A 23,709-nucleotide genomic window follows, 5' to 3' on the forward strand; every position below is an offset into this window, starting at 1 on the left:
CGTTTGAGTTTTCAGGATTATCACAGCAACCAAAGGAGACGGAATGCATCACGCCACCCCGCTTATCACCACCATTGTCGGCGGCCTTGTGCTCGCTTTTATATTAGGCATGATTGCCAATAAACTACGTATTTCTCCTCTGGTGGGATATCTGTTAGCGGGCGTTCTGGCCGGTCCATTTACACCTGGTTTTGTTGCTGATACCAAGTTAGCGCCTGAACTGGCCGAGCTTGGCGTAATCCTGCTGATGTTCGGCGTGGGGCTGCACTTTTCGCTGAAGGATTTGATGGCGGTAAAGTCTATCGCCATTCCCGGCGCGATTGCCCAGATAGCGGTGGCAACGCTGCTGGGCATGGCGCTTTCAGCGGTGATGGGCTGGTCGCTGATGGTAGGGATCGTGTTTGGTCTGTGTCTTTCAACCGCCAGTACCGTGGTGCTATTGCGTGCGCTTGAAGAAAGGCAGCTCATTGACAGTCAGCGCGGGCAAATCGCCATTGGCTGGCTGATTGTCGAAGACCTGATGATGGTGCTGACGCTGGTTCTCCTGCCAGCCGTCGCTGGAATGCTGGAAAAAGAAGATGTCGGCTTTGCCTCGCTGGCCGTAGATATGGGCATTACCATCGGTAAGGTGGTGGCATTTATCGCAATTATGATGCTGGTCGGTCGTCGCCTGGTACCGTGGATTATGGCCCGTAGCGCCGCAACCGGCTCACGCGAACTGTTTACCCTGTCAGTCCTCGCCCTCGCATTAGGTATCGCATTTGGCGCAGTGGAGCTGTTCGATGTCTCCTTTGCACTGGGGGCATTCTTCGCCGGCATGGTGCTGAACGAATCTGAACTGAGTCACCGTGCGGCGCATGACACCCTGCCGCTGCGCGATGCGTTCGCCGTACTGTTCTTCGTTTCCGTCGGGATGCTCTTTGATCCCATGATTCTGATTCAGCAGCCGCTGGCGGTACTGGGCACGCTGGCGATTATCATCTTTGGTAAATCCCTTGCCGCCTATTTCCTGGTGCGCCTGTTTGGTCACTCCCAACGCACAGCGCTCACCATTGCCACCAGCCTGGCGCAGATTGGTGAATTTGCCTTTATCCTGGCGGGTCTGGGCATGGCGTTAAACCTGCTGCCGCAGGCCGGACAGAATCTGGTGCTGGCGGGGGCGATCCTGTCCATCATGCTTAACCCGGTGCTGTTCGCGGTGTTAGAAAAATATCTCGCCAAAACAGAAACGCTGGAAGAACAGACGCTGGAAGAGGCTATTGAAGAAGAGAAGCAAATTCCGGTGGATATCTGCAATCACGCCCTGCTGGTTGGCTTTGGGCGCGTCGGTAGCCTGCTGGGCGAGAAATTGATGGCTGCGGGGATCCCGCTGGTAGTTATCGAAACCTCACGCACCCGAGTGGATGAACTGCGCGAGCGCGGGATCCGCGCGGTGCTGGGGAATGCCGCCAACGAAGAAATTATGAATCTGGCGCATCTGGATTGCGCACGCTGGCTGCTGCTGACCATTCCCAATGGCTATGAAGCGGGTGAAATTGTCGCTTCAGCACGCGAGAAGTGCCCGTCGATTGAAATTATCGCCCGCGCGCATTATGACGACGAGGTGGAATACATTACCGAACGCGGCGCCAATCAGGTCGTCATGGGTGAGCGTGAAATCGCCCGTACCATGCTGGAGCTGATTGAAACGCCGCCTGCTGGTGAGGTGGTCGTTACAGGCTGATGTCGTTGCCGGATGACGCTATCGCTTATCCGGCATGTGCATGATTTAACGATCCCAGTACGACTCTTCGAGGCTATCTTCGCGTTCCGGCAAACCGCGCGTCAGGCGCGGGGAATGCTGGTTCAGCACCTGATAACTCACGCGATTCGCATATTTACACACCTGGGCTAACGACGAATAGGTCAGCCAGGTGAACTTGTGCTTGCTGGAGTTAGGCACGTTGCTGCGGTGATAGCTGTTAGCGGTAATATCATGCAGCAATGCCGCCAGCGCGCCGTCGCCAGCGCCGTTGGTATTCATGATCTTCTCTGGCCCGCCCATATACGGTGCGATGTGCGAATACACACGCAGAGGATTGGTACAATCTTTATGGCGCATGGCGCGGCTAAACTCGTACTGGTTGAATTCGGCAATGGCTCCAGGCAGCAGCGGATGCTGGGTTTTACGTTTGACTTCTTCTTCCGTAAAGCCCGCCATATAAAGACCCGCCGGACCCGCTGTGCACAGCACCAGATCCACCCAATCCAGCGCCTTGTCGGACGCCAGCAGCGGATCGTTTTCGCCGGTCAGCGCTTCGGCCTCTTCTTCATTCATCGCCAGAATTGAAACATGCTCTTTCAGGAATGCCTGCCACCACTGCGGATTATCGGCAATGACAAATTTGGTGCCCAGCGTCAGTACCACCGGTACATTGTGTTTTTTAGCAAATTCGATCGCCTTCATGGTCGCTTCCGGCATTGGCTCGCCCGGCTCGCAGCGCACCAGATAAGACGTCAGCACCAGCGCGGACGCTCCGGCAATCACCGATTCAGGGATGCTATCCGCCCGCAGCTTGTTCATATGCCCTGGGCTGATTGCAAAGGTACGCTCACCGGACTCGCCAATCAGCGTAAAGCAGCGACCAATCGGTCCATCTACGCCCTGCAGGTAGTTCAGATCGGTACGACTGGAGGTATTGCATAAATAGCGGTACGCATAGCTGCCAATCTCGATGTTGCTGCACATCACACCCAGCAGCACCGAGCGGTCATCCGCCAGCACAGAGTAGTTGTGCATCGTATTACCGATAGTACCGCCCGCAAACTGATGGGTGATCAAATTTTCACGCACCAGTTCCTGGTAGAGCGCTTCAGCGACATCATCTGCAATCACCAGAGAGTGCCCGGCACTTAATCCATAACGTTTTACAAAGTTATCATCAACTTTGGCTTCAATATCCACCAGCGTCTGGTCAATACCCACCACCCAGGCTGCGCTGGTTTCATTTTCTGGCTGAATTTGTTGCAGCAACGGATCGCGCGCGCTGACGGGAAAATAGTGTTTGGATTTACGTTTACCGGGAAATTTCATGGTCGATTTTACGGGTGGTTAGCTGAGCGATGCATGGTAGCACATTCCCCGCTGCGCATGCGATGCGGCGCTGAGTTTCAATATCGGACGGTGAGATCGCAGTTTATCCGGGATGAATTTCTACAATAACTCACCTTCACAAGGAGCGCTTTATGAAGCCGGAAAACAAGATCCCCGTACTCGACAACATTTCGGATGAAATGAAAAGTGTGGTGAATTTTCATCGCGAAGATTTGCCGCCGTGGCCCGCTGCCGATGACTTTGTGGCCCAGCGTAAACACTACATTCATGAACGACAGTTGTGGAATGCCGATGCCCCACAGATGAATACCCGAGAATGCGTTATTTCCACCGCATGCGGCCCCGTTGCCACACGAATTTACGCTCCGCAGCCCCATAGCCAGGCGACGCTATATTACCTGCACGGCGGCGGTTTTATTCTCGGTAATCTGGATACCCACGATCGCATTATGCGTTTACTGGCGCGCTATACGCAGTGCACGATCATTGGCATCGACTATTCGCTTGCGCCAGAGGCCCGCTACCCGCAAGCCATCGAAGAGATTGTCGCCGTCTGTCAGTACTTTTATCAGCACGCTGGCGATTATTCCCTTAATGTGAATCATATTGGTTTTGCGGGCGATTCCGCCGGGGCCATGCTGGCGCTTGCCAGCGCGTTGTGGTTGCGGGATAAACAAATTGCTTGCGGCAACGTGGCTGGCGTGCTGTTGTGGTATGGGCTTTACGGCCTGCAGGATTCACTGAGCCGACGGCTAATGGGCGGCGCCTGGGATGGTTTAACTCGCGAGGATCTGCTGATGTACGAAAACGCGTACCTGCGTAGCGCCGACGATCGCGAATCACCGTACTATTGCCTGTTTAATAACGACCTGACGCGCGACGTACCGCCGTGTTTTATCGCCGGTGCGGAGTTTGATCCGCTGATTGACGATAGCCGCTTATTATTCCAGACGCTACAGGCGCATCAGCAGCCCTGCCAGTACAAAATGTACCCCGGCACGTTGCACGCCTTCCTGCACTATTCGCGGATGATGAAAACCGCCGACGATGCGTTACGGGAGGGCGCGCGTTACTTCAGAACGCAGCTTTAACGGTAGGCTGCGGTCAGTTTAACCATCATTTCGATATGTTCCGGTGTGGCATTCAGCGCCGGAATATACTCATATTGCTTACCGCCTGCCTCAAGGAAAATCTCCCGGTTTTGCACCGCTATCTCTTCCAGCGTTTCGAGACAATCAGCCGCGAAGCCCGGACACATGACCTGGATATGTCGGGTCCCTTTCTCCGCCAGCATTTTTAACGTTTCATCGGTATATGGCGTTAACCACGGTTCACGGCCAAAACGAGACTGGAAGGTCATCATCACTTTTTCCGGCGGCAAGCCAAGCGCTGAAACCAGCTCACGAGTCGTATCGCGACAGCGCTGCGGGTAGTCATCGCCTTCATCGGCGTAGCGCTGCGGAATGCCGTGGTAGGAAAGCAGCAGCAAATCGGGTTCACCATGTTGAGCAAATGAATCACGGGCGCTCTTGGCCAGCGCATCAATGTAGCTGCTGTCATCGGCGTAATCACGAATAAATGAGATGCCAGGAATACTGCGTTTACGCGCTAAGATTCGCGCCAGTTCGTCCCAGACCGCCGCCACGGTAGAACAGGAATATTGCGGGTACAGCGGTAACACCACCATGTGTTCAACTCCGCTTGCCAGCAGTTCATCGACCGCGCTTTCAAGCGACGGTGAACCGTAGCTCATCCCCAGCGCGACAGGCGTATGTGGCAGACGTTGTGCCAGCGCCTGCTGTTGCGCCTTACTGTAGACCATCAGCGGGGAACCGTCTTCCATCCAGATTGACTGGTACAGCTTTGCCACGCGTGGCGCACGCAGCGGCAAAATCACACCACGCAGCAGCGGCCACCACAGCGCAGGTGACGTATCGACTACGCGTTGATCGCTTAAAAACTGGCGCAGGTAGCGCTTAACGGCTTCGGGGGTTGGGGCATCGGGAGTGCCGAGGTTTGCCAGCAGGATACCGGTTTTCGTCTGACGCATTACCGCCTCTTATCGATTCAAATTGTTGATAATTGTAGCGGAAAAGCGATAAAGAAGAACTAATTGCTGTGAAAGGTAAGACGAGAATTTGCCTGATGGCGCTGCGCTTATCAGGCCTACATAAAATCGTAGGCCGGATAAGGTGTTGACACCGCCATCCGGCATTGACTGCGCTAAAACTTAACCGAGGATTTTTTCCAGCGCTGCGCGAACGTCAGCCACAGCCTGGGTGCCGTCAACTTTCGCGTATTTGGTGTTACCCGCCTGCGCTTCTTTAGAGTAGTAGCCGATCAGCGGAGCGGTCATCTGATGGTATTCCACCAGGCGCTTACGTACGGTCTCTTCCTGATCGTCTTTACGGGTGGTCAGCTCTTCGCCGGTCACGTCGTCTTTGCCTTCAACCTTAGGCGGGTTGAATTTGATGTGGTAAACGCGGCCAGAAGCAGCGTGTACGCGACGACCCACGATACGGTCAACGATCAGCTCGTCCGGAACGTCGAATTCAAGAACGTAGTCCACGTTGATGCCTGCTTCTTTCATGGCATCAGCCTGCGGAATAGTACGCGGGAAGCCATCAAGCAGGAAACCATTACGGCAGTCTTCCTGAGCAATACGCTCTTTTACCAGCGCGATCACCAGCTCATCAGTCACCAGCTTACCGGCGTCCATGATGTCTTTCGCTTGTTTGCCCAGCTCGGAGCCAGATTTCACGGCAGCACGCAGCATATCACCGGTGGAGATTTGCGGAATACCATACTTCTCCATGATGAACTGAGCCTGAGTTCCTTTACCCGCGCCCGGAGCGCCAAGCAGAATGATACGCATTACGAAAATCCCCTTAAAGGTTGTCGATATTTTTTAAAAAGCGCTAAACGATACCACCATCACGCAATTGGCTCAAGGAAGACGCCCGACGCTGAAACGGTTAACGGTGGGAAAATTAAAAATGAGGAGAGAAAATGCCGGATCGCGGTGTAAACACCGTATCCGGCCAGGGATCGACGAGATGGTGTAAGCCGGACACGCGTTAGCATCATCCGGCATTACCTTACGGCTATCAGGACACCAGCAACTGGTTCATACGACGAATGAACTGGTTTGGATCTTCCAGCGTGCCGCGTTCAGCAAACAGCGCCTGATCCAGCAGCAGTTCAACCCACTCTTTGAACTGCGCTTCGTCCTGGGTATCCGCCGTGCGTTTGACCAGCACGTGATCCGGGTTGAGTTCAAAGATATATTTCACTTCCGGTACGGCCTGGCCAGCAGCTGCGAACAGTTTCGCCATCTGGGTGCTCATTTCGTCCGCATCGGTGGTAACGATGGCCGGCGTGTCGGTCAGACGGTGAGTCAGACGCACTTCTTTTACGCGATCGCCCAGCAGGGTTTTCACGCGCTCAACGAACGGCGTCAGCGCTTTTTCCGCTTCTTTTGCCGATTCGTCAACGTCATCCGCCAGCTTGTCGATGGACTCGTCAGCTTTGGCTACGGACTGGAATGCCTTACCGTCGAACTCGGTCAGGTAGTTCATCATCCACTCATCGATACGGTCAGAAAGCAGCAGCACTTCGATGCCTTTCTTACGCAACAGTTCCAGGTGCGGGCTGCTCTTCGCCGCCGCATAGCTGTCTGCGGTGATGTAGTAGATTTTCTCCTGCCCTTCTTTCATACGCGACACGTAGTCTTCCAGCGACACGGTTTGTGCGGAGGAGTCAGTGTGCGTGGACGCGAAGCGCATCAGCTTAGCGATCGTTTCCTGGTTAGCGTTGTCTTCCGCTGGGCCTTCTTTCAGCACCAGGCCGAACTGTTTCCAGAAGGTCTGGTATTTTTCCGCGTCGTCTTTTGCCAGTTTTTCCAGCATCTGCAGTACGCGTTTGGTCAGCGCGCTACGCAGGTTACGGGTGACGGTGCTGTCCTGCAGAATCTCACGAGAAACGTTCAGCGGCAGATCGTTAGAATCTATCAGGCCACGCACAAAGCGCAGGTAATTCGGCATAAACTGCTCGGCGTCGTCCATAATGAACACGCGCTGAACGTACAGTTTCAGACCATGCTTGTGATCGCGGTTCCACATATCCCACGGAGCCTGAGACGGGATGTACAGCAGGCTGGTGTACTCCTGCTTACCTTCCACACGGTTATGACTCCAGGTCAGCGGATCAGTGAAGTCGTGCGCGATATGTTTGTAGAATTCGTTGTACTCGTCGTCTTTGATTTCCGACTTGTTACGGGTCCACAGCGCCTGCGCCTTGTTGATCTTTTCCCAGGAAACTACGGTCTCGCCGTCTTTCTCTTCAGATTTTTCGATCTCTACCGGCAGCGCGATATGGTCGGAATATTTGCTGATGATGGAACGTACGCGCCAGTCATCAAGGAACTCGTCTTCGCCTTCGCGCAGATGCAGCGTGATTTCGGTGCCGCGATCGTCTTTGGTGATGTCGGCAACGGTGTACTCACCTTCACCCGCAGATTCCCAGAACACACCATTTTCCGGTTTATCGCCCGCTGCGCGGGTACGCACGGTGACTTTATCCGCCACGATGAACGCAGAGTAGAAGCCAACCCCGAACTGGCCGATCAACTGGCTGTCTTTCGCCTGATCGGATCCCATGGATTCAAGGAAAGATTTAGTACCGGATTTCGCAATGGTCCCCAGATGATCGATAACGTCATCACGGTTCATCCCCACGCCGTTATCGGCAATGGTCAACGTACGCTTATCTTTATCGAAGGAAACACGCACGCGCAGCTCACCGTCACCTTCATACAGATCCGGGTTAGACAGTGCGCGAAAACGCAGCTTGTCTGCCGCATCCGAGGCGTTAGAGATAAGCTCACGCAGGAAGATTTCTTTATTGGAATACAGAGAATGGATCATCAGGTGCAGAAGCTGTTTTACTTCTGACTGAAAACCACGAGTTTCTTGTCCTTTCATGTAGGTCTACCTCAACAATGCCATTTTCAATGGTAAAAACAGGTTGAGGGTGAAATGGGGACAAGCGGGAAGGATTTCAAGCGGAAGCCGCCGTCGCGGCCTCCGTTTGTTCAGAATTTAATCTTGTGTCGTCCTGCCAGAGAGTGCGACAGCGTGGTGCCATCGACCATTTCCAGCTCGCCACCAACCGGAACGCCATGGGCGATACGGCTGGCTTCAACGTCATATTGCATGCAAAGCTCAGCAATATAGTTGGCGGTCGCCTCTCCTTCGACCGTGGGATTGGTCGCCAGGATCAGTTCGCTGATTTGCTCAGATGCCAGCCGCTGCTCAAGACGATCCAGCCCGATATCATCAGGACCAATACCGTCCAGCGGCGACAGGTGTCCCATCAGCACGAAGTAACGTCCGGAAAATTGCCCGGTTTGCTCAATGGCGTAGATGTCCGCCGGACTCTCCACCACGCAAATCTGACCGTTTTCCTGGCGACGCGGGTTCGAGCAGATGTTGCAGACGTCCTGTTCTGTGAATGTGCGGCAATCGGCACAGTGGCCGATTTCCGACATCGCCTTCGTTAACGCCTGCGCCAGACGCATCCCGCCGCTGCGATCGCGCTGAAGCAGCGTGAACGCCATGCGCTGCGCAGACTTCGGGCCAACGCCCGGCAGACAGCGCAGCGCTTCCATAAGCTGAGTTAACAGCGGGCTGGTTTGCATCAGAACGGCATCTTAAAGCCAGGCGGCAGCTGCATTCCGGAGGAAACAGAGGCCATCTTCTCTTTCTGCGTCTCTTCAATACGGCGCGCGGCGTCGTTGAATGCCGCAGCAACCAAGTCTTCCAGCATCTCTTTGTCGTCTTCCAGCAGGCTTGGATCGATCTCCACACGACGGCAGTTATGCGCGCCGTTGATGGTCACTTTTACCAGACCCGCGCCAGATTCGCCGGTCACTTCCAGCTTGGCGACTTCTTCCTGCATCTGCTGCATTTTTTCTTGCATCTGCTGGGCCTGTTTCATCAGGTTACCCAGACCGCCTTTACCAAACATAGGCTTCTCTCTCAATCACGTTAAGGGATGACGACCGTCAAACCGTAATGGCTGACGATCAAATGGGGCGAATACTCTCTTCGTCCAGGTCCGCATCGAAAAAACGACGCAGCGTCTGAATGTTATTATCCGCAATAATCGACTCACGCGCCTGCGCGAGTTTCTCTTCATAAATGGCCTGACGCCACTCCAGCGGCGTGCGCACCGCTGGATTATCATCTTCAACGATGGTCAATTCAACCGTTGACCCTGTTAAGGAACTCAATGCTTCGGCCAGTTTTTGCTGCGCGCCGCTGGAGTTAAGGTGTCGCTGCGTGGAACGCAGGTGCAGGCAAACCACGTTGCCATTCTCTTCTTTCCAGGCATTAAGCGCCACCTGCTCCACCAGTTTAGGCAGCGAGAGCTGGCTTACCTGTGCGGCCCACGGGTCGCGTTCGATGGCCTCAGCCGCCAGCTTTGCCGCCAGTTCTGGCGTTTTTTCATGCTCAAGCGCTTTTTTCAGCGCTTTCGGCGTAGCGACGACTTCTTTGACTTCTGCAACAGGATTGGTCGCTTTCCAGCGATACGCTTCTTTCTTCGCTGGCGCTTTTTCCAGCGCAGAGACCGCTGGACGCGCCTGAACACGTTCCGACACCGAAGCCAGTCTTTCCAGCGCAGCATTATTCACCGGCCGCGCGCGGGAAGCGGCTGCCGGTTCACTCTTTTTTGGTTTGGTTGCTCCCTGAGCGCGTTGCAGTTGGCTGCGTGCCGCCAGCACCTGGCTGGTAGCATCGGAGAGCGGCACATTCTGTTGCTGTTGCGCTGCCGCAGGCTGCTGCGGCACCTGCGTCGGGTTCATCACCGCAGTGGGTGCTACCGGGGCAAAAGACTGTCGCGGGGCTTCAGGTTCCGGGAGCGGCATGCGCGGATGAAAAGCCAGCGCACGTAGCAGCGTCATTTCAACGCCCATTCGCCTGTCCGGCGCATACGGCAGTTCTTTGCGCCCGATTAACAGGGTCTGGTAGTAAAGCTGCACATCGGTTGGCGGGACGATTCGCGCCAGTTCGCGCATACGCTGTTCAATAGCGGCCATATCGCTGCTGAGCGCGGCAGGTGAAAGCTGAACCATGGCAATACGATGCAGCAGAGCCGACATCTCAACCAGTAGCGCTTCCCATTCAATACCGCGCGCGGCGGCATCGTTCACCAGCGTCATAACGCGTTCGCCGTCCGCAGCCACAACCGCTTCAACCAGCGAGAGCGCCTGGTCGTCGTCCAGCGTGCCAAGCATGGTGCTGACCGCGTCGGTCGAGACCTGACCATCGCCGCTGGCGATCGCCTGATCGGTCAGGCTCAGCGCATCGCGCAGGCTGCCGTCCGCGGCGCGAGCCAGCAGTTGCAACGCACGTGGTTCATGGGCGATATGCTCTTCTTTGAGGATATGCTCAAGTTGATGGCGAATCTGTTCGACATCCAACGCTTTAAGATGGAATTGCAGACAGCGCGACAGGATAGTCACCGGCAGCTTCTGCGGATCGGTAGTCGCCAGCAGGAACTTAACGTGCGCGGGCGGCTCTTCGAGCGTTTTCAGCAAGGCGTTAAAACTGTGGCGCGACAGCATGTGCACTTCGTCGATCAAATAGACCTTAAAGCGACCGCGCGCTGGCGCGTACTGGACGTTATCCAGCAGGTCACGGGTGTCTTCGACTTTGGTGCGTGAGGCGGCGTCGATTTCAATCAGATCGACAAAGCGCCCCTGCTCGATTTCACGGCAGTTATCACACACGCCGCACGGCGTAGCGGTGATGCCGGTTTCACAGTTTAATCCCTTCGCCAGCAAACGGGCGATTGACGTTTTCCCGACGCCACGGGTGCCGGAAAACAAATAAGCATGATGAATACGCCCTAACGACAAGCCGTTCGCCAGTGCCGTCAGCACATGTTCCTGGCCGACGACGTCAGCAAAGGTTTGTGGGCGCCATTTTCGGGCTAATACCTGATAACTCATTGGCAGGCTCTGAAAGGCTGGAGGGTGGATTCACAGGGAGATAATGCTAACACAACCTCGCAGCGACGGCGAGGTTGTGTGTCTCGGTATTAATCTGCCGAGATAAGATAGCCCGAAATTAGTGGCCCGGGAATGGAACCAGGCTATAACAGGTCAGTCCCTGCTTTTCCAGACGCTGCTCGCCACCCAGATCAAACAGGTTAATGATAAATGCAGCATCGGTCACTTCGCCACCCAGACGGCGGATCAGTTTCACGGTCGCTTCAATCGTGCCGCCGGTTGCCAGCAAGTCGTCCACAACCAGGACTTTATCGCCAGGTTTGATGGCATCAACGTGGATTTCCAGTTGATCGGTGCCGTATTCCAGCTCATAGCTCTCAGCAATAACTTCGCGCGGAAGCTTACGGGGTTTACGTACCGGAACAAAACCAACGCCCAGACCCAACGCTACCGGCGCGCCAAACAGGAAGCCACGCGCTTCGGTACCAACCACTTTAGTGATACCCGCATTTTTGTAGCGTTCAACCAGCAATTCAATACTGAGGGCGTAGGCTTTCGGGTCTTCCAGTAAACTGGTGACATCACGAAAAAGAATGCCCGGTTTTGGGTAGTCGTGGATGCTTTTGATGCTATTTTTGAGAAACTCAAGCTGCTGTGCAGTCGCGGTCATAAGTTTGTGCCTGATTAATACAGTATTACTTCACGGCGCACTATACACTTCATCCTCGACGTATCTTGAATGATTTTGTGTCTGTATAAGAGCCAAGGTTATATTTGCTTAACCTTTGGCCACCTGCGCCTGTGCTCGAAAACGGTCGAATTTACTGGCTGTGAGAGACAATTGCAACAGCGTTTATTGCGCTTTACTGCTTTTGTTGTTTTTCATCAATCACCGGGATCCGCCACATAAAAATCAGTAAACAGGCGAGAATAACCAGCAGCAGGCCGCGTACCCACATCATATTGACCAGCCACAGTGAAATACTAAACGTTACCAGGATCAATAAAATAGCGCGCGGCTTTGCTCCCGGCGGCATCGCGCGGTGTTTTTGCCAGTGGCGCAGATACCCGCCGAACCACGAACGGTACAGCAACCAGTCGTGAAAACGCGGCGATGAGCGAGCAAAACACCAGGCGGCCAGCAAGATAAACGGCGTTGTCGGCAACAGAGGCAATACAACGCCCAGCGTTCCTAACACTACCGCTATCCAGCCTATGACGATTAGAATAATGCGTTGCATAATATGAATACTTAACACAGAGAATCGCTACTTTATCATAACAGTTCTCATTTTCATCGGAGTGTTGTCGTGAAAACCGTCATGCTGCTTCAGACGCTCGAAAACCAGCTTAACCGCTTGCGGCAGCGTTGTGCCCCACTGGCACACCATGCCACGCTTAGCGCCCGCTTTGACAGGCATCTGTTTCACACCCGCAGCACGTTGCTACAGGCCTGTCTGGATGAAGCTGATGATAATCTCACTGCTCTACGTCGCGCAGTTGAACAGCAACAACTACCACAAATTACCTGGCTTACGGAACACCTTGCCTCACAGTTAGAGGCGATTTCACGTGAAACCGCCAGTTGGTCGCTCCGGGAGTGGGACAGCGCCTCTCCTGGCCTGGCGCGCTGGCAGCGTAAGCGAGTTCAACACCAGGAGTTTGAGCGCCGCCTGGTTGAAATGACGCGTGAACGTAAAGAACGCCTGGCACAGGTTACGGGCTTTGAAGAACAGCAAAAACTGCATCGCGAAGTAGAGGCATTCGAAGCACGACTGGCACGCTGTCGTCATGCACTGGCAAGAATAGATAACGTGCTGGCGCGTTTAACCCGCTAATCCCCGGAGAATTTATGTCATTAGAGAACGCCCCAGATGAAGTCAAACTGGCCGTCGATTTGATTGTCCTGCTTGAAGAGAATCAGATGGAGCCTGAAACAGTTCTGAAAGCACTGGAGATTGTGAAGCAGGATTATGAGAAGAAACTGCTCTCTTTATCTAAAAAAGAGCTGTAACTGAGAACCTGATGGCGTTGCACTTATCAGGCCTACGAATGAATCGAAGCTCGCAGGCCTGATGATTATTTCTGTTAACCTACCGAAGGCGTCGGATCGTCACCTTTAATGATGTCACGTTTAACCTCGGTCACGGTGTCACCTTTCGCGTTATGCAGGTGAACTTCGAGCTGGTTAAAGGCGATATCAATGTCATTTTCACGGCACAAACGATCGACCGCCCGGTTAAGTTCATCAACCGTGTGGCTACGATCGCGCAATTCACGCACGTATAAACGCAGCTCATGATCCAGCGTGCTGGCGCCGAAGGCGGTAAAGAACACTGCAGGCTCCGGATCGTGCATCACTTTCGGGTGTTCTGTCGCCGCCTGCAACAGCACCTTCTTCACTTTGTCCAGATCCGAACCATAGGCCACGCCAATGCGGATCACCAGACGCGTGGTGGTATCGGAGAGCGACCAGTTGATCAAACGCTCCGTCACGAATGCTTTGTTCGGGATAATCACCTCTTTACGATCGAAGTCAGTAATGGTGGTGGCACGGATACGGATCTTGCTGACCGTTCCGGAGAACGTACCGATGGTCACGGTATCGCCGATGCGTACCGGGCGTTCAAACAGAATAATCAGACCGGAAACAAAGTTCCCGAAAATCTCCTGTAAGCCGAAACCAAGACCAACCGAGAGAGCAGCGGCCAGCCACTGTAGCTTATCCCACGAGACGCCGAGCGATCCGAAGACCGTCATCGCACCGATGGCGATGATGGCATAATTCAGGATCGTGGTGATCGCATAAGAAGCCCCCTGGCGCATCTTCAGTCGCGAGAGCACCAGCACTTCCAGCAGGCCGGGTAAGTTGCGGATCAGCGCCCACGCGACCATTGACGCAATAATCGCAAACAACAGGCTGCCCATGGTGACGTCTTTCACGACTGCCGCACCCGCTTCGGTGCCGTTGTAATGCCAGAGCGTTATGCTGTCGAGATAGCTGAACACGGTGATCAAATCAGACCAAATGGCCCAGAACAGAACACCAAACAGGGCAACCATCACCAGCATGGTTATACGCAGCGTTTGCTGGTTAACCTGCTCCAGCGCAATAGTCGGTTCTTCCTGCGGCTCTGCGCCTTCGGCCCCTTCTTTCACCAGATTCTGACGACGCGCTAACGCACGACGCCAGGCGATACGGCGTGCCGCTACGCTCAACCCTCGCAGCACCGTCTGGTACAGCAGATTCCAGAGGATAACCAGATAGACCGTTTCAATCCAGCGGCCCGCCAGGCGCAGCGTGGTGTAGAAATACCCTGTCGCCGTCAGCACCATTAATGCAATCGGAATAATAGACAGCACGGTAATAGTGACCAGACGCAGACCATGCGACTCTTTGTCACGCCAGCTTTCGCGGCACATTGGCCATACCAGGAAGGCGATCAGCAGCAGGTTGAGGAAAATGACCACCTGGCCAAGCACATCGTCCATCAAATTAAGCGGCGACAGCTCAGCAATGACCGACCAGAAGTTAAGCGGCAACAGCGCAAGGCTAATACGCACAATCTGGCGACGCCAGTGGCTGGTCTGCTTCGCTGGCATGCCAAAATGACGTATCGCCACGCCATCTTTTTCCAGCACCTTCCAGCACAGACCAAACACCAGCCAGAAGATGGTCATCTTCTTACTGAACGCCCACAGCAGGTCGCTAATATTCAGTTGCATAGTCAGCAGAATCAGACCCACCGCGAGGATAATCAGACACGCCGGCAAGGCTCTGATGAGATCGATCAGAATCGCTTTTGGCGTATTAAGCTGACTGTCATTGCGCAGGTTCCCCACCGCGGCGGCTAATTTTGCCTGATAATCCTTCAGCCACTTCAAACGCCAGCGGATTAACCCGGCGATAAGCAGCAGCGGCAGCCCTGCCAGGAACGCAATAAACACGGCGGGCCAGGCTTTTTCCCAGTTCACCGTGATTTTCATCGACTTAAACTGGTCTTTTAGGGTTTGCGGGAAGGCTTTGATCCAGTCCCAGTCAATCGGACGGTTACTGTTAACCCAGAAGATTTGTTGCGTGAGGATCTCTTTCAGGTTTTTCGACACGCTCATTAACTGCTGCTGGTTGATTTGCAGATTAATCGCCATCATCAACTGGTTGCCCAACTGCTTATTTAGCTGATCCAACAGTTCACGACGCATATCCACAACCTGCAGCAGGGCATCATGGACTTCAGGGTTAACGTCGTTGCTGTGCCCTTCTTCCAGTTTGGCGACAAACGCATCATTCTGGAACAACGTATCGCGCTGCTGGTTGACTTCGAACTGCTCCAGACGCAAATCGGCGATCCGGTTGGTCATATCGGCAAGCTCATCCGCCGACGGCAGCGTTTGTTGTTGCTGATATAAAATGCGCGACAGCAGCAGACTGCCTTTCAGAACGGCGATCTGCTCTTTAATGTTGCGTTCGGATTGCAGCGCGCGGTCAAGCCAGTTTTTGACCTTGATATTTTGCTGCATCAGGCTGTTGCCGTTTTCAGTCGCGGCAATCAGGCGCTGGCTGAGCTGATGGTTAACATCAAGTTCCTGCTTCACTAACGGATTGGACTGAATACGCTCGGCTTCGTCCGGCGTTACCGCTTCCTGTGCCGTCTTTTCGGTTAACGTCAGTCGTTTGCTGTTCACCGCCTCTTGCAGGAGCTGGAGCTGGTGTTCAAGGCGGTTACTGTGCGCCGTCACATAATCGCGTTGTTTTTGCAGGGTATCCTGCAAAACGGTATTCCCTTCGAGGCTCTTGCGCTGCTGGTCGATCTGCGCGTTCAGCAACGCTTGCTGCGCCTGCAGCAGCACCTGCTGGCTGGGGCGTAAAGCCGCCTCTCCCACAGTGGTGCCATCGAGTCGATTGCGGATTTGCTGCATCTGTTGCGACGCGGTGTACATCGCATTTTGTACACGCTCTGGCTGTGTCTGCAGCGATACCAGTTGGCTGTTGTAAGCGGCCAGATCGTTTTGCGAGCTTTGCAGGTCATCCAGGACCTGCGACACGCGCGACTCAAGCTGTCGTAAGGAGAGCGTACTCAGCGTTTTTCGCGTTTCATCGTCATTATCAACATCGCTAAGCGAATTTAGCGCATCCGTCGCCTGACGCATTTTCTCCGGCGCCTGGGCAACTTTTTGCCGAAGCTGTACGGTTTCATCCTTCACACGATCGATTTTATCCAGCGTGGCAATGGTATCGATGAGATCCTGTTGAACCAGCTTATCCTGTGCGGAGAGATCTTTTTGTTTATTCAGCGTGTCTAACTGGCTCTGAATATCCGCTTTCGTCGGCAGTTCACCACTCTGTTGCGCCCGCGCAAATGCAGATGACTGGCAGGATAGCAAAAGAATGAAGAAAAGAATGGTAATAGCAATAAGATGCTGTGAACGTTTATAGAGCTGCAACATAGTCATGAGAATGAAGGTTTCTGAACCGGAAAAGTGACCGAAAATAGTCAAGCGGCAAGAATATCACGGCTGTGACCGGCAGAATAGCAGGAGGCAAAATGACCAGGAGAATTCCTGGTACAGACCCAGAGAGTTAACAGGTTTCCGCTACGTTAACCCGCAAGGTTGGGCAGAGAAGACACATCTCAAGCAGCACGGCGACGTATTCCCGAGCCTCTTTTTTCAGATCAAAAGATTCAGGGGCAAATAACCAGTTCTCGATAATTCCGGTAACATAACTACGCAGCAGCACCGCCACGCGACGCGTGTTCAGATTTTCCGGCAGCATGTTGGCGTTCATGCAGTGCCGCAATGTTTGTTCGATACGGTCGTAATTTTCAATACACAGACTGCGTTGAGCTAGCTGAACTGAGGCCATTTCCCCGACAAATTCGCATTTGTGGAATATAATTTCCAACAATAAACGTCGGCGTTCTTCTGTCACGGTAGCTTCAAGAACGTAAATTAAAATTTCTCTTAATACTGATAGTGGATCGTCGGGGAATTTTGCCTGATACTCAGTCTCTAACTCATCAATGTTAGGTTTTGCTAGCTCCCAGATTTCACTGAATAAATCCGATTTGTTTTTGAAATGCCAATAGATCGCGCCGCGCGTGACACCAGCGGCTGCTGCGATCTCCGCAAGCGAGGTGGATGATACCCCTTGTTGCGAAAACAAACGCAGAGCGACATCGAGAATGTGCTGTCGAGTTTCCTGTGCTTGTTGTTTGGTTTTTCGTGCCATAGGTCAGTGAATTTACAGGCGTTAGATTTACATACATTTGTGAATGTATGTACCATAGCACGACGATAATATAAACGCAGCAATGGGTTTATGGGCTTTCAGCCATTGATCAATTTGAAATCGGACACTCGAGGTTTACATATGAACAAAAACAGAGGGTTAACGCCTCTGGCAGTCGTTCTGATGCTCTCAGGCAGCTTAGCGCTAACAGGATGTGACGACAAACAGGCCCAACAAGGGGGCCAGCAGATGCCAGAGGTTGGAGTTGTTACGCTCAAAACTGAACCTCTACAGATAACAACCGAACTCCCGGGTCGCACCAGTGCGTATCGCATTGCAGAAGTTCGTCCTCAGGTTAGCGGTATTATCCTGAAGCGTAATTTCACGGAAGGTGGTGACATCGAAGCGGGTGTATCTCTCTATCAGATTGATCCTGCTACTTACCAGGCCGCTTATGAAAGCGCAAAAGGCGATCTGGCAAAAGCACAAGCCGCAGCAAATATCGCTCAACTGACGGTCAAACGTTATCAGAAACTGTTAGGTACTAAGTACATCAGTCAACAGGATTACGATAGTGCACTGGCAGACGCACAGCAGGCGAACGCCTCCGTTGTCGCCGCGAAAGCCGCGGTAGAAACTGCACGCATCAATCTGGCTTATACCAAAGTGACGTCGCCGATCAGCGGCCGCATTGGTAAATCATCCGTTACTGAAGGCGCTCTGGTGCAAAACGGTCAGGCAACCGCACTGGCAACCGTTCAGCAGTTGGATCCCATCTATGTGGACGTGACGCAGTCAAGCAACGATTTCCTGCGCCTGAAACAAGAGTTGGCCAACGGCACGCTGAAGCAGGAAAACGGTAAAGCGAAAGTCGAACTGGTGACCAATGACGGCATTAAATTCCCGCAGTCCGGTACGCTGGAATTTTCTGATGTCACGGTAGATCAAACCACCGGGTCGATTACGTTACGCGCAATCTTCCCTAACCCGGATCACACCTTACTGCCGGGTATGTTCGTCCGTGCTCGTCTGGAAGAAGGGACTAACCCAACTGCACTACTGGTTCCACAGCAAGGCGTTACCCGCACACCGCGTGGCGATGCCAGTGCATTGGTTATCGGTGCAGACAACAAAGTTGAAACTCGTCAAATTGTCGCCGCACAAGCGATTGGCGACAAATGGTTAGTCACTGATGGACTTAAACCGGGCGACCGCGTGATTGTCACTGGGCTGCAAAAAGTACGTCCTGGCGCGCAGGTAAAAGCGCAGGAAATCACCGCTGATAACAACCAGCAAGGTGCAAGCGGTAGCCAGCCTGAACAGTCCAAGTCTTAACTTAAACAGGAGCCGTTAAGACATGCCTAATTTCTTTATCGATCGCCCAATATTTGCGTGGGTGATCGCCATTATCATCATGTTGGCAGGGGGGCTCGCGATCCTCAAATTGCCGGTAGCGCAATATCCGACTATTGCACCGCCAGCAGTGACGATCTCCGCGACCTACCCTGGCGCTGATGCCAAAACAGTACAGGATACTGTTACGCAGGTTATCGAACAGAATATGAACGGTATCGATAACCTGATGTACATGTCCTCAAACAGTGACTCCACGGGTACCGTGCAGATCACGCTTACCTTTCAGTCTGGTACTGATGCGGATATCGCGCAGGTACAGGTGCAGAACAAACTGCAGTTGGCAATGCCGCTTCTGCCGCAGGAAGTACAACAACAGGGTGTGAGCGTTGAGAAATCATCCAGTAGCTTCCTGATGGTTGTCGGCGTTATCAACACCAACGGCACCATGACGCAGGAGGATATTTCCGACTACGTGGGCGCCAACATGAAGGACGCCATCAGCCGTACTTCAGGTGTGGGTGATGTTCAGCTGTTCGGTTCCCAGTACGCGATGCGCATCTGGATGGATCCGAACAAACTGAATAACTTCCAGCTGACGCCGGTTGATGTGATTAGCGCCATCAAAGCGCAGAACGCCCAGGTTGCAGCCGGTCAGTTAGGCGGTACGCCGCCGGTGAAAGGCCAGCAGCTTAACGCTTCGATCATCGCGCAAACCCGTCTGACCTCCGCCGATGAGTTCAGCAAAATTCTGCTGAAAGTGAATCAGGACGGTTCCCAAGTGCGTCTGCGTGACGTAGCGAAAGTTGAACTGGGTGGTGAGAACTACGACATCATTGCGAAGTTCAACGGTAAACCGGCATCCGGTCTGGGTATCAAGCTGGCGACAGGCGCTAACGCCCTGGACACCGCAAACGCTATCCGCGATGAACTGAAGAAGATGGAACCGTTCTTCCCGTCAGGTCTGAAGATCGTTTACCCGTATGACACTACGCCGTTCGTGAAAATCTCTATTCACGAAGTAGTGAAAACGCTGGCGGAAGCCATCATCCTCGTGTTCCTGGTAATGTATCTGTTCCTGCAGAACTTCCGCGCGACGCTGATTCCGACTATCGCCGTGCCGGTGGTGCTATTGGGTACGTTTGCCGTCCTTGCGATTTTCGGCTTCTCGATAAACACGCTGACGATGTTCGGGATGGTGCTCGCCATCGGCCTGTTGGTGGATGACGCCATCGTTGTGGTCGAGAACGTTGAACGTGTAATGGCTGAGGAAGGGCTACCGCCGAAGGAAGCAACACGTAAATCGATGGGCCAGATTCAGGGCGCACTGGTTGGTATCGCTATGGTGCTGTCAGCGGTATTTATTCCGATGGCCTTCTTCGGGGGATCTACCGGTGCAATTTACCGTCAGTTCTCCATCACCATTGTTTCGGCGATGGCGTTATCAGTCCTGGTGGCATTGATTCTGACCCCTGCCCTGTGTGCGACCATGCTCAAACCGGTTGCTAAAGGCGATCACGGAGAAGGCAAAAAAGGTTTCTTCGGCTGGTTTAACCGCATGTTCGATAAGAGCACGCACCATTACACCGACAGCGTGGGCGGAATTCTGCGCAGCACCGGTCGTTATCTGGCGCTGTATCTGATCATCGTCGTGGGTATGGCCTATCTGTTCGTTCGTCTGCCAAGCTCGTTCCTGCCAGATGAAGACCAGGGTGTATTCCTGTCAATGGCTCAGCTGCCAGCGGGTGCAACGCAAGAGCGTACCCAGAAGGTGCTGGACGAAATGACGGATTACTATCTGACCAAAGAAAAAGCGAACGTTGAATCGGTGTTTGCCGTTAACGGCTTCGGTTTTGCAGGACGTGGTCAGAACACCGGTATCGCATTCGTGTCTCTGAAAGACTGGAGTGAACGTCCAGGCGAGGAGAACAAGGTTGAGGCAATTACTCAACGTGCGATGGGCGCATTCTCGCAGATTAAAGACGCGATGGTCTTTGCTTTTAACCTGCCAGCGATTGTGGAGTTAGGGACCGCGACCGGTTTCGACTTCCAGCTGATTGACCAGGCAGGTTTAGGTCATGAGAAGCTAACTCAGGCGCGTAACCAGCTGTTTGGTGAAGTTGCGAAACATCCTGATCTGTTAGTCGGCGTACGTCCTAACGGTCTGGAAGATACGCCACAGTTCAAGATCGATATCGATCAGGAAAAAGCGCAGGCTCTGGGTGTATCCATTAGTGATATTAATACAACGCTGGGTGCAGCATGGGGCGGAAGCTACGTAAATGACTTCATCGACCGTGGTCGTGTGAAGAAAGTTTACATCATGTCTGAAGCGAAATACCGTATGTTGCCGGAAGATATTGGAAACTGGTATGTCCGCGGCAGCGATGGACAGATGGTACCGTTCTCCGCCTTCTCTACCTCACGTTGGGAATATGGTTCACCGCGTCTGGAACGCTATAACGGTCTGCCTTCCATGGAAATCTTAGGCCAGGCCGCACCGGGTAAAAGTACCGGTGAAGCCATGGCAATGATGGAGGAACTGGCCAGCAAACTGCCATCCGGTATCGGCTATGACTGGACCGGTATGTCCTACCAGGAACGACTGTCCGGCAACCAGGCCCCTGCTCTGTATGCCATTTCACTGATTGTCGTATTCCTGTGTCTGGCGGCATTGTACGAGAGCTGGTCAATTCCGTTCTCCGTCATGCTGGTGGTACCGTTAGGTGTTATCGGTGCATTGCTGGCGGCAACGTTCCGCGGCCTGACCAACGACGTTTACTTCCAGGTAGGCCTGCTCACAACCATTGGGTTGTCGGCGAAGAACGCGATACTTATCGTCGAATTCGCCAAAGACTTGATGGATAAAGAGGGTAAAGGTCTGATAGAGGCGACGCTGGATGCGGTCCGCATGCGTTTACGTCCGATCCTGATGACATCGCTGGCCTTTATTCTGGGCGTAATGCCGCTGGTTATCAGCTCCGGCGCAGGCTCCGGCGCGCAGAACGCCGTTGGTACTGGCGTAATGGGCGGGATGGTGACGGCAACCGTGTTGGCTATCTTCTTTGTTCCGGTGTTCTTTGTGGTGGTACGCCGCCGCTTTAGCCGCAAAAGTGAAGATCTTGAGCATAGCCACTCAGTAGACCATCATTGATAGATCTCTAAAGATAAGGCCGCGCAAGCGGCCTTTTTTCTGGAAAAATCATAAAAATCACTTATTGCTATTTCGTTTATTTTCTCCAGGGTAAATAAGCGATATAATCCCTGTAGCCTTAAAGGCTATTCTTAAAAATCATTGAGAGTTCTTATTTACTTTAATAAATATTAAGATTATTCCTGGTAAGCGGTTCACATTGTCGATTGTTACCTTTCGTTGCTAAACCTAATCAAGATAACTCGATGATTGCCCGAAGAATAAAGAAATTGTCCGATTCCGAATAACCGCATTTATCTGTTAAAATGTAAAAATGACCTGACATCATAAGTTTGCATAATTGTAATTTTTCGTGATATGACGATGAAATCTTTTTTAGACTAGATTATAGTTAAATCATCAGGAGTCGCGGGCAAGTTCCAGGTAGTCTGTTGTATCCATCCCGAAGGTGTTCGGTTAGTTTAAGCCACGAAGAAGGGGATGCGTTATGGATGAATACTCACCCAAAAGACATGATATCGCGCAGCTTAAATTTCTCTGCGAAACCCTGTATCATGACTGTCTTGCAAACCTTGAACAAAGTAACCATGGCTGGGTTAATGACCCTACCTCTGCCACCAGCTTGCAGCTCAATGAACTGATAGAGCATATTGCAACCTTCGCACTTAATTATAAAATTAAGTACAATGAGGACAATAAGCTGATCGCGCAGATAGATGAATACCTGGATGACACTTTTATGTTGTTCAGCAGTTATGGTATTAATACGCAGGATCTGCAGAAATGGCGGAAGTCAGGTAATCGACTGTTTCGCTGTTTTGTCAATGCCACCAGGGCTAATCCTGTTAGTTTGTCTTGTTAAAAATTATTACAATCATAGGTAAGATTTATGTCCGATAAACCATTAACTAAAACTGATTATTTGATGCGCCTGCGACGTTGTCAGACAATTGACACACTTGAGCGCGTTATTGAAAAAAATAAATATGAATTGTCCGACAACGAACTGGCTGTATTTTACTCAGCAGCAGATCACCGCCTTGCTGAATTGACCATGAATAAGCTCTACGACAAGATTCCAACTTCTGTTTGGAAATTCATTCGCTAATTGCTCACGGGTTAAGTCAGGTATAGCGGTACATTTGTCTGGCTGACCATTTTCGTATTTACAATAGTTATTTAAATCAAATCACGTGACTACGATCACAACGAAGAAGTGGGAACGTTCCCCTTGTTTGCATTGCGTTTTACTGTGTTGAAATGACCTCCAGTACACAGGAAATTCGTAATGAGTAATGAAAAGCAAAAAATGATCGCCGGTGAACTTTATCGCCCGGCGGATGAAACATTGCGCCACGACCGACTACGCGCTCGTCAGTTGACCCATCGCTACAATCTCACCGCTCCCGATGAAAAAAATGCGCGACAAGCTATCCTGCATGAGCTGTTGGGCCAGAGCGAAGGGGCTTACATTGAACCCTCTTTTCGTTGTGATTACGGCTATAACATTTATCTCGGTAAAGAATTTTACGCCAACTTCGACTGCGTTATGCTCGACGTCTGCCCGATCCATATTGGCGACAACTGCATGTTAGCCCCAGGAGTCCATATTTATACCGCCACCCACCCGCTGGATGCCACCGAGCGAAACAGTGGCATGGAGCTCGGCAAACCCGTGACTATTGGCAACAACGTCTGGATAGGTGGACGCGCAGTGATAAACCCTGGCGTAACGTTGGGTGATAACGTGGTTGTGGCCTCGGGCGCGGTGGTCACGAAAAGCGTTCCGGCAAACTGCGTGGTTGGGGGCAATCCCGCCAGGATTATCAAAACGCTGTGATCTTAAATGTAACTGTTATGCT

The 23,709-nt window shown here is 52.7% G+C and carries 20 protein-coding genes and 1 other annotated feature; of the genes, 9 read left to right on the forward strand and 11 right to left on the reverse strand.

What is annotated here, in order from left to right; all coding sequences use genetic code 11:
• Nucleotides 1-43: 43 nt before the first annotated feature.
• Complete coding sequence (ybaL, locus tag HV345_RS17355; protein WP_016152087.1) at nucleotides 44-1,723, forward strand: YbaL family putative K(+) efflux transporter; 1,680 nt, start codon at nucleotides 44-46, stop codon at nucleotides 1,721-1,723.
• Between the two features lie 45 nt (nucleotides 1,724-1,768).
• Here ybaL and gsk read toward each other — a convergent pair whose 3' ends face one another.
• Nucleotides 1,769-3,073 (reverse strand): inosine/guanosine kinase, encoded by a 1,305-nt coding sequence (gene gsk / locus HV345_RS17360; RefSeq protein WP_016152086.1) that lies wholly within the window; start codon nucleotides 3,071-3,073, stop codon nucleotides 1,769-1,771.
• A 152-nt stretch (nucleotides 3,074-3,225) separates the two neighbouring features.
• On the opposite strand from gsk, the gene aes reads away from it, so the two are divergent.
• Complete coding sequence (gene aes / locus HV345_RS17365) at nucleotides 3,226-4,185, forward strand: acetyl esterase (RefSeq protein WP_181635867.1); 960 nt, start codon at nucleotides 3,226-3,228, stop codon at nucleotides 4,183-4,185.
• Here the strand turns inward: aes and hemH are convergent.
• The 8 genes from hemH to HV345_RS17405 form a co-directional block, all read right to left on the reverse strand.
• Nucleotides 4,182-5,144: a ferrochelatase gene (gene hemH, locus HV345_RS17370; RefSeq protein WP_049271278.1), complete on the reverse strand. Its 963-nt coding sequence runs from the start codon at nucleotides 5,142-5,144 to the stop codon at nucleotides 4,182-4,184. The genes aes and hemH overlap by 4 nt on opposite strands.
• 180 nt (nucleotides 5,145-5,324) lie before the next feature.
• Nucleotides 5,325-5,969: an adenylate kinase gene (gene adk, locus HV345_RS17375; RefSeq protein WP_003021773.1), complete on the reverse strand. Its 645-nt coding sequence runs from the start codon at nucleotides 5,967-5,969 to the stop codon at nucleotides 5,325-5,327.
• Between the two features lie 232 nt (nucleotides 5,970-6,201).
• Nucleotides 6,202-8,076 carry a molecular chaperone HtpG gene (htpG, locus tag HV345_RS17380; protein ID WP_016152083.1) on the reverse strand — a complete coding sequence of 625 codons (1,875 nt, stop codon included), beginning with the start codon at nucleotides 8,074-8,076 and terminating at the stop codon, nucleotides 6,202-6,204.
• 110 nt (nucleotides 8,077-8,186) lie between these two features.
• Nucleotides 8,187-8,792: a recombination mediator RecR gene (gene recR, locus HV345_RS17385; RefSeq protein ID WP_016152082.1), complete on the reverse strand. Its 606-nt coding sequence runs from the start codon at nucleotides 8,790-8,792 to the stop codon at nucleotides 8,187-8,189.
• Nucleotides 8,792-9,121 carry a YbaB/EbfC family nucleoid-associated protein gene (locus tag HV345_RS17390; RefSeq protein ID WP_003021764.1) on the reverse strand — a complete coding sequence of 110 codons (330 nt, stop codon included), beginning with the start codon at nucleotides 9,119-9,121 and terminating at the stop codon, nucleotides 8,792-8,794. Before HV345_RS17390 ends, recR begins: the two co-directional genes overlap by 1 nt.
• A gap of 58 nt (nucleotides 9,122-9,179) precedes the next feature.
• The gene (gene dnaX / locus HV345_RS17395) at nucleotides 9,180-11,108 is read right to left on the reverse strand and encodes a DNA polymerase III subunit gamma/tau (protein WP_181635868.1); all 1,929 of its coding nucleotides are present in this window, start codon (nucleotides 11,106-11,108) and stop codon (nucleotides 9,180-9,182) included.
• Nucleotides 9,783-9,847, reverse strand: a sequence feature (DnaX frameshifting element). It overlaps the preceding gene by 65 nt.
• Nucleotides 11,109-11,226: 118 nt before the next feature.
• Entirely contained in the window at nucleotides 11,227-11,778 is a 552-nt protein-coding gene (gene apt, locus HV345_RS17400; protein ID WP_006685676.1) for an adenine phosphoribosyltransferase, read from the reverse strand.
• Between the two features lie 193 nt (nucleotides 11,779-11,971).
• The gene (locus HV345_RS17405) at nucleotides 11,972-12,349 is read right to left on the reverse strand and encodes a DUF454 family protein (protein ID WP_181546133.1); all 378 of its coding nucleotides are present in this window, start codon (nucleotides 12,347-12,349) and stop codon (nucleotides 11,972-11,974) included.
• 69 nt (nucleotides 12,350-12,418) lie between these two features.
• On the opposite strand from HV345_RS17405, the gene priC reads away from it, so the two are divergent.
• Together priC and rsmS are read left to right on the forward strand one after the other, a co-directional pair.
• On the forward strand, nucleotides 12,419-12,946 hold the full coding sequence (priC, locus tag HV345_RS17410; protein WP_016152078.1) for a primosomal replication protein N'': 528 nt from the start codon (nucleotides 12,419-12,421) through the stop codon (nucleotides 12,944-12,946).
• Nucleotides 12,947-12,960: 14 nt separating this feature from the next.
• Nucleotides 12,961-13,122: a pleiotropic regulatory protein RsmS gene (gene rsmS, locus HV345_RS17415; protein WP_016155875.1), complete on the forward strand. Its 162-nt coding sequence runs from the start codon at nucleotides 12,961-12,963 to the stop codon at nucleotides 13,120-13,122.
• Nucleotides 13,123-13,196: 74 nt separating this feature from the next.
• Here rsmS and mscK read toward each other — a convergent pair whose 3' ends face one another.
• Both mscK and acrR read right to left on the reverse strand, forming a co-directional pair.
• On the reverse strand, nucleotides 13,197-16,562 hold the full coding sequence (gene mscK, locus HV345_RS17420) for a mechanosensitive channel MscK (RefSeq protein WP_181635869.1): 3,366 nt from the start codon (nucleotides 16,560-16,562) through the stop codon (nucleotides 13,197-13,199).
• Between the two features lie 127 nt (nucleotides 16,563-16,689).
• On the reverse strand, nucleotides 16,690-17,340 hold the full coding sequence (gene acrR, locus HV345_RS17425) for a multidrug efflux transporter transcriptional repressor AcrR (RefSeq protein ID WP_016152075.1): 651 nt from the start codon (nucleotides 17,338-17,340) through the stop codon (nucleotides 16,690-16,692).
• A 141-nt stretch (nucleotides 17,341-17,481) separates the two neighbouring features.
• Here acrR and acrA point away from each other — a divergent pair, with 141 nt between their 5' ends.
• The 5 genes from acrA (at nucleotide 17,482) to maa (ending at nucleotide 23,687) form a co-directional block, all read left to right on the forward strand.
• Complete coding sequence (gene acrA, locus HV345_RS17430) at nucleotides 17,482-18,675, forward strand: multidrug efflux RND transporter periplasmic adaptor subunit AcrA (RefSeq protein ID WP_053389373.1); 1,194 nt, start codon at nucleotides 17,482-17,484, stop codon at nucleotides 18,673-18,675.
• A 22-nt stretch (nucleotides 18,676-18,697) separates the two neighbouring features.
• Nucleotides 18,698-21,847, forward strand: a complete 3,150-nt coding sequence (acrB, locus tag HV345_RS17435; RefSeq protein WP_016152073.1) for an efflux RND transporter permease AcrB — start codon at nucleotides 18,698-18,700, stop codon at nucleotides 21,845-21,847.
• A gap of 487 nt (nucleotides 21,848-22,334) precedes the next feature.
• Nucleotides 22,335-22,709, forward strand: coding sequence for an Hha toxicity modulator TomB (gene tomB / locus HV345_RS17440; protein ID WP_003021733.1), 375 nt, complete (start codon nucleotides 22,335-22,337; stop codon nucleotides 22,707-22,709).
• A gap of 27 nt (nucleotides 22,710-22,736) precedes the next feature.
• Nucleotides 22,737-22,955, forward strand: a complete 219-nt coding sequence (locus HV345_RS17445) for an HHA domain-containing protein (RefSeq protein ID WP_002892050.1) — start codon at nucleotides 22,737-22,739, stop codon at nucleotides 22,953-22,955.
• Between the two features lie 180 nt (nucleotides 22,956-23,135).
• Nucleotides 23,136-23,687: a maltose O-acetyltransferase gene (maa, locus tag HV345_RS17450; RefSeq protein ID WP_016152072.1), complete on the forward strand. Its 552-nt coding sequence runs from the start codon at nucleotides 23,136-23,138 to the stop codon at nucleotides 23,685-23,687.
• The last annotated feature ends 22 nt before the right edge of the window (nucleotides 23,688-23,709 follow it).

The organism is Citrobacter sp. RHBSTW-00986 (genome assembly GCF_013783065.1).
In the GTDB taxonomy this organism is placed as follows: Bacteria; Pseudomonadota; Gammaproteobacteria; order Enterobacterales; family Enterobacteriaceae; genus Citrobacter; species Citrobacter braakii.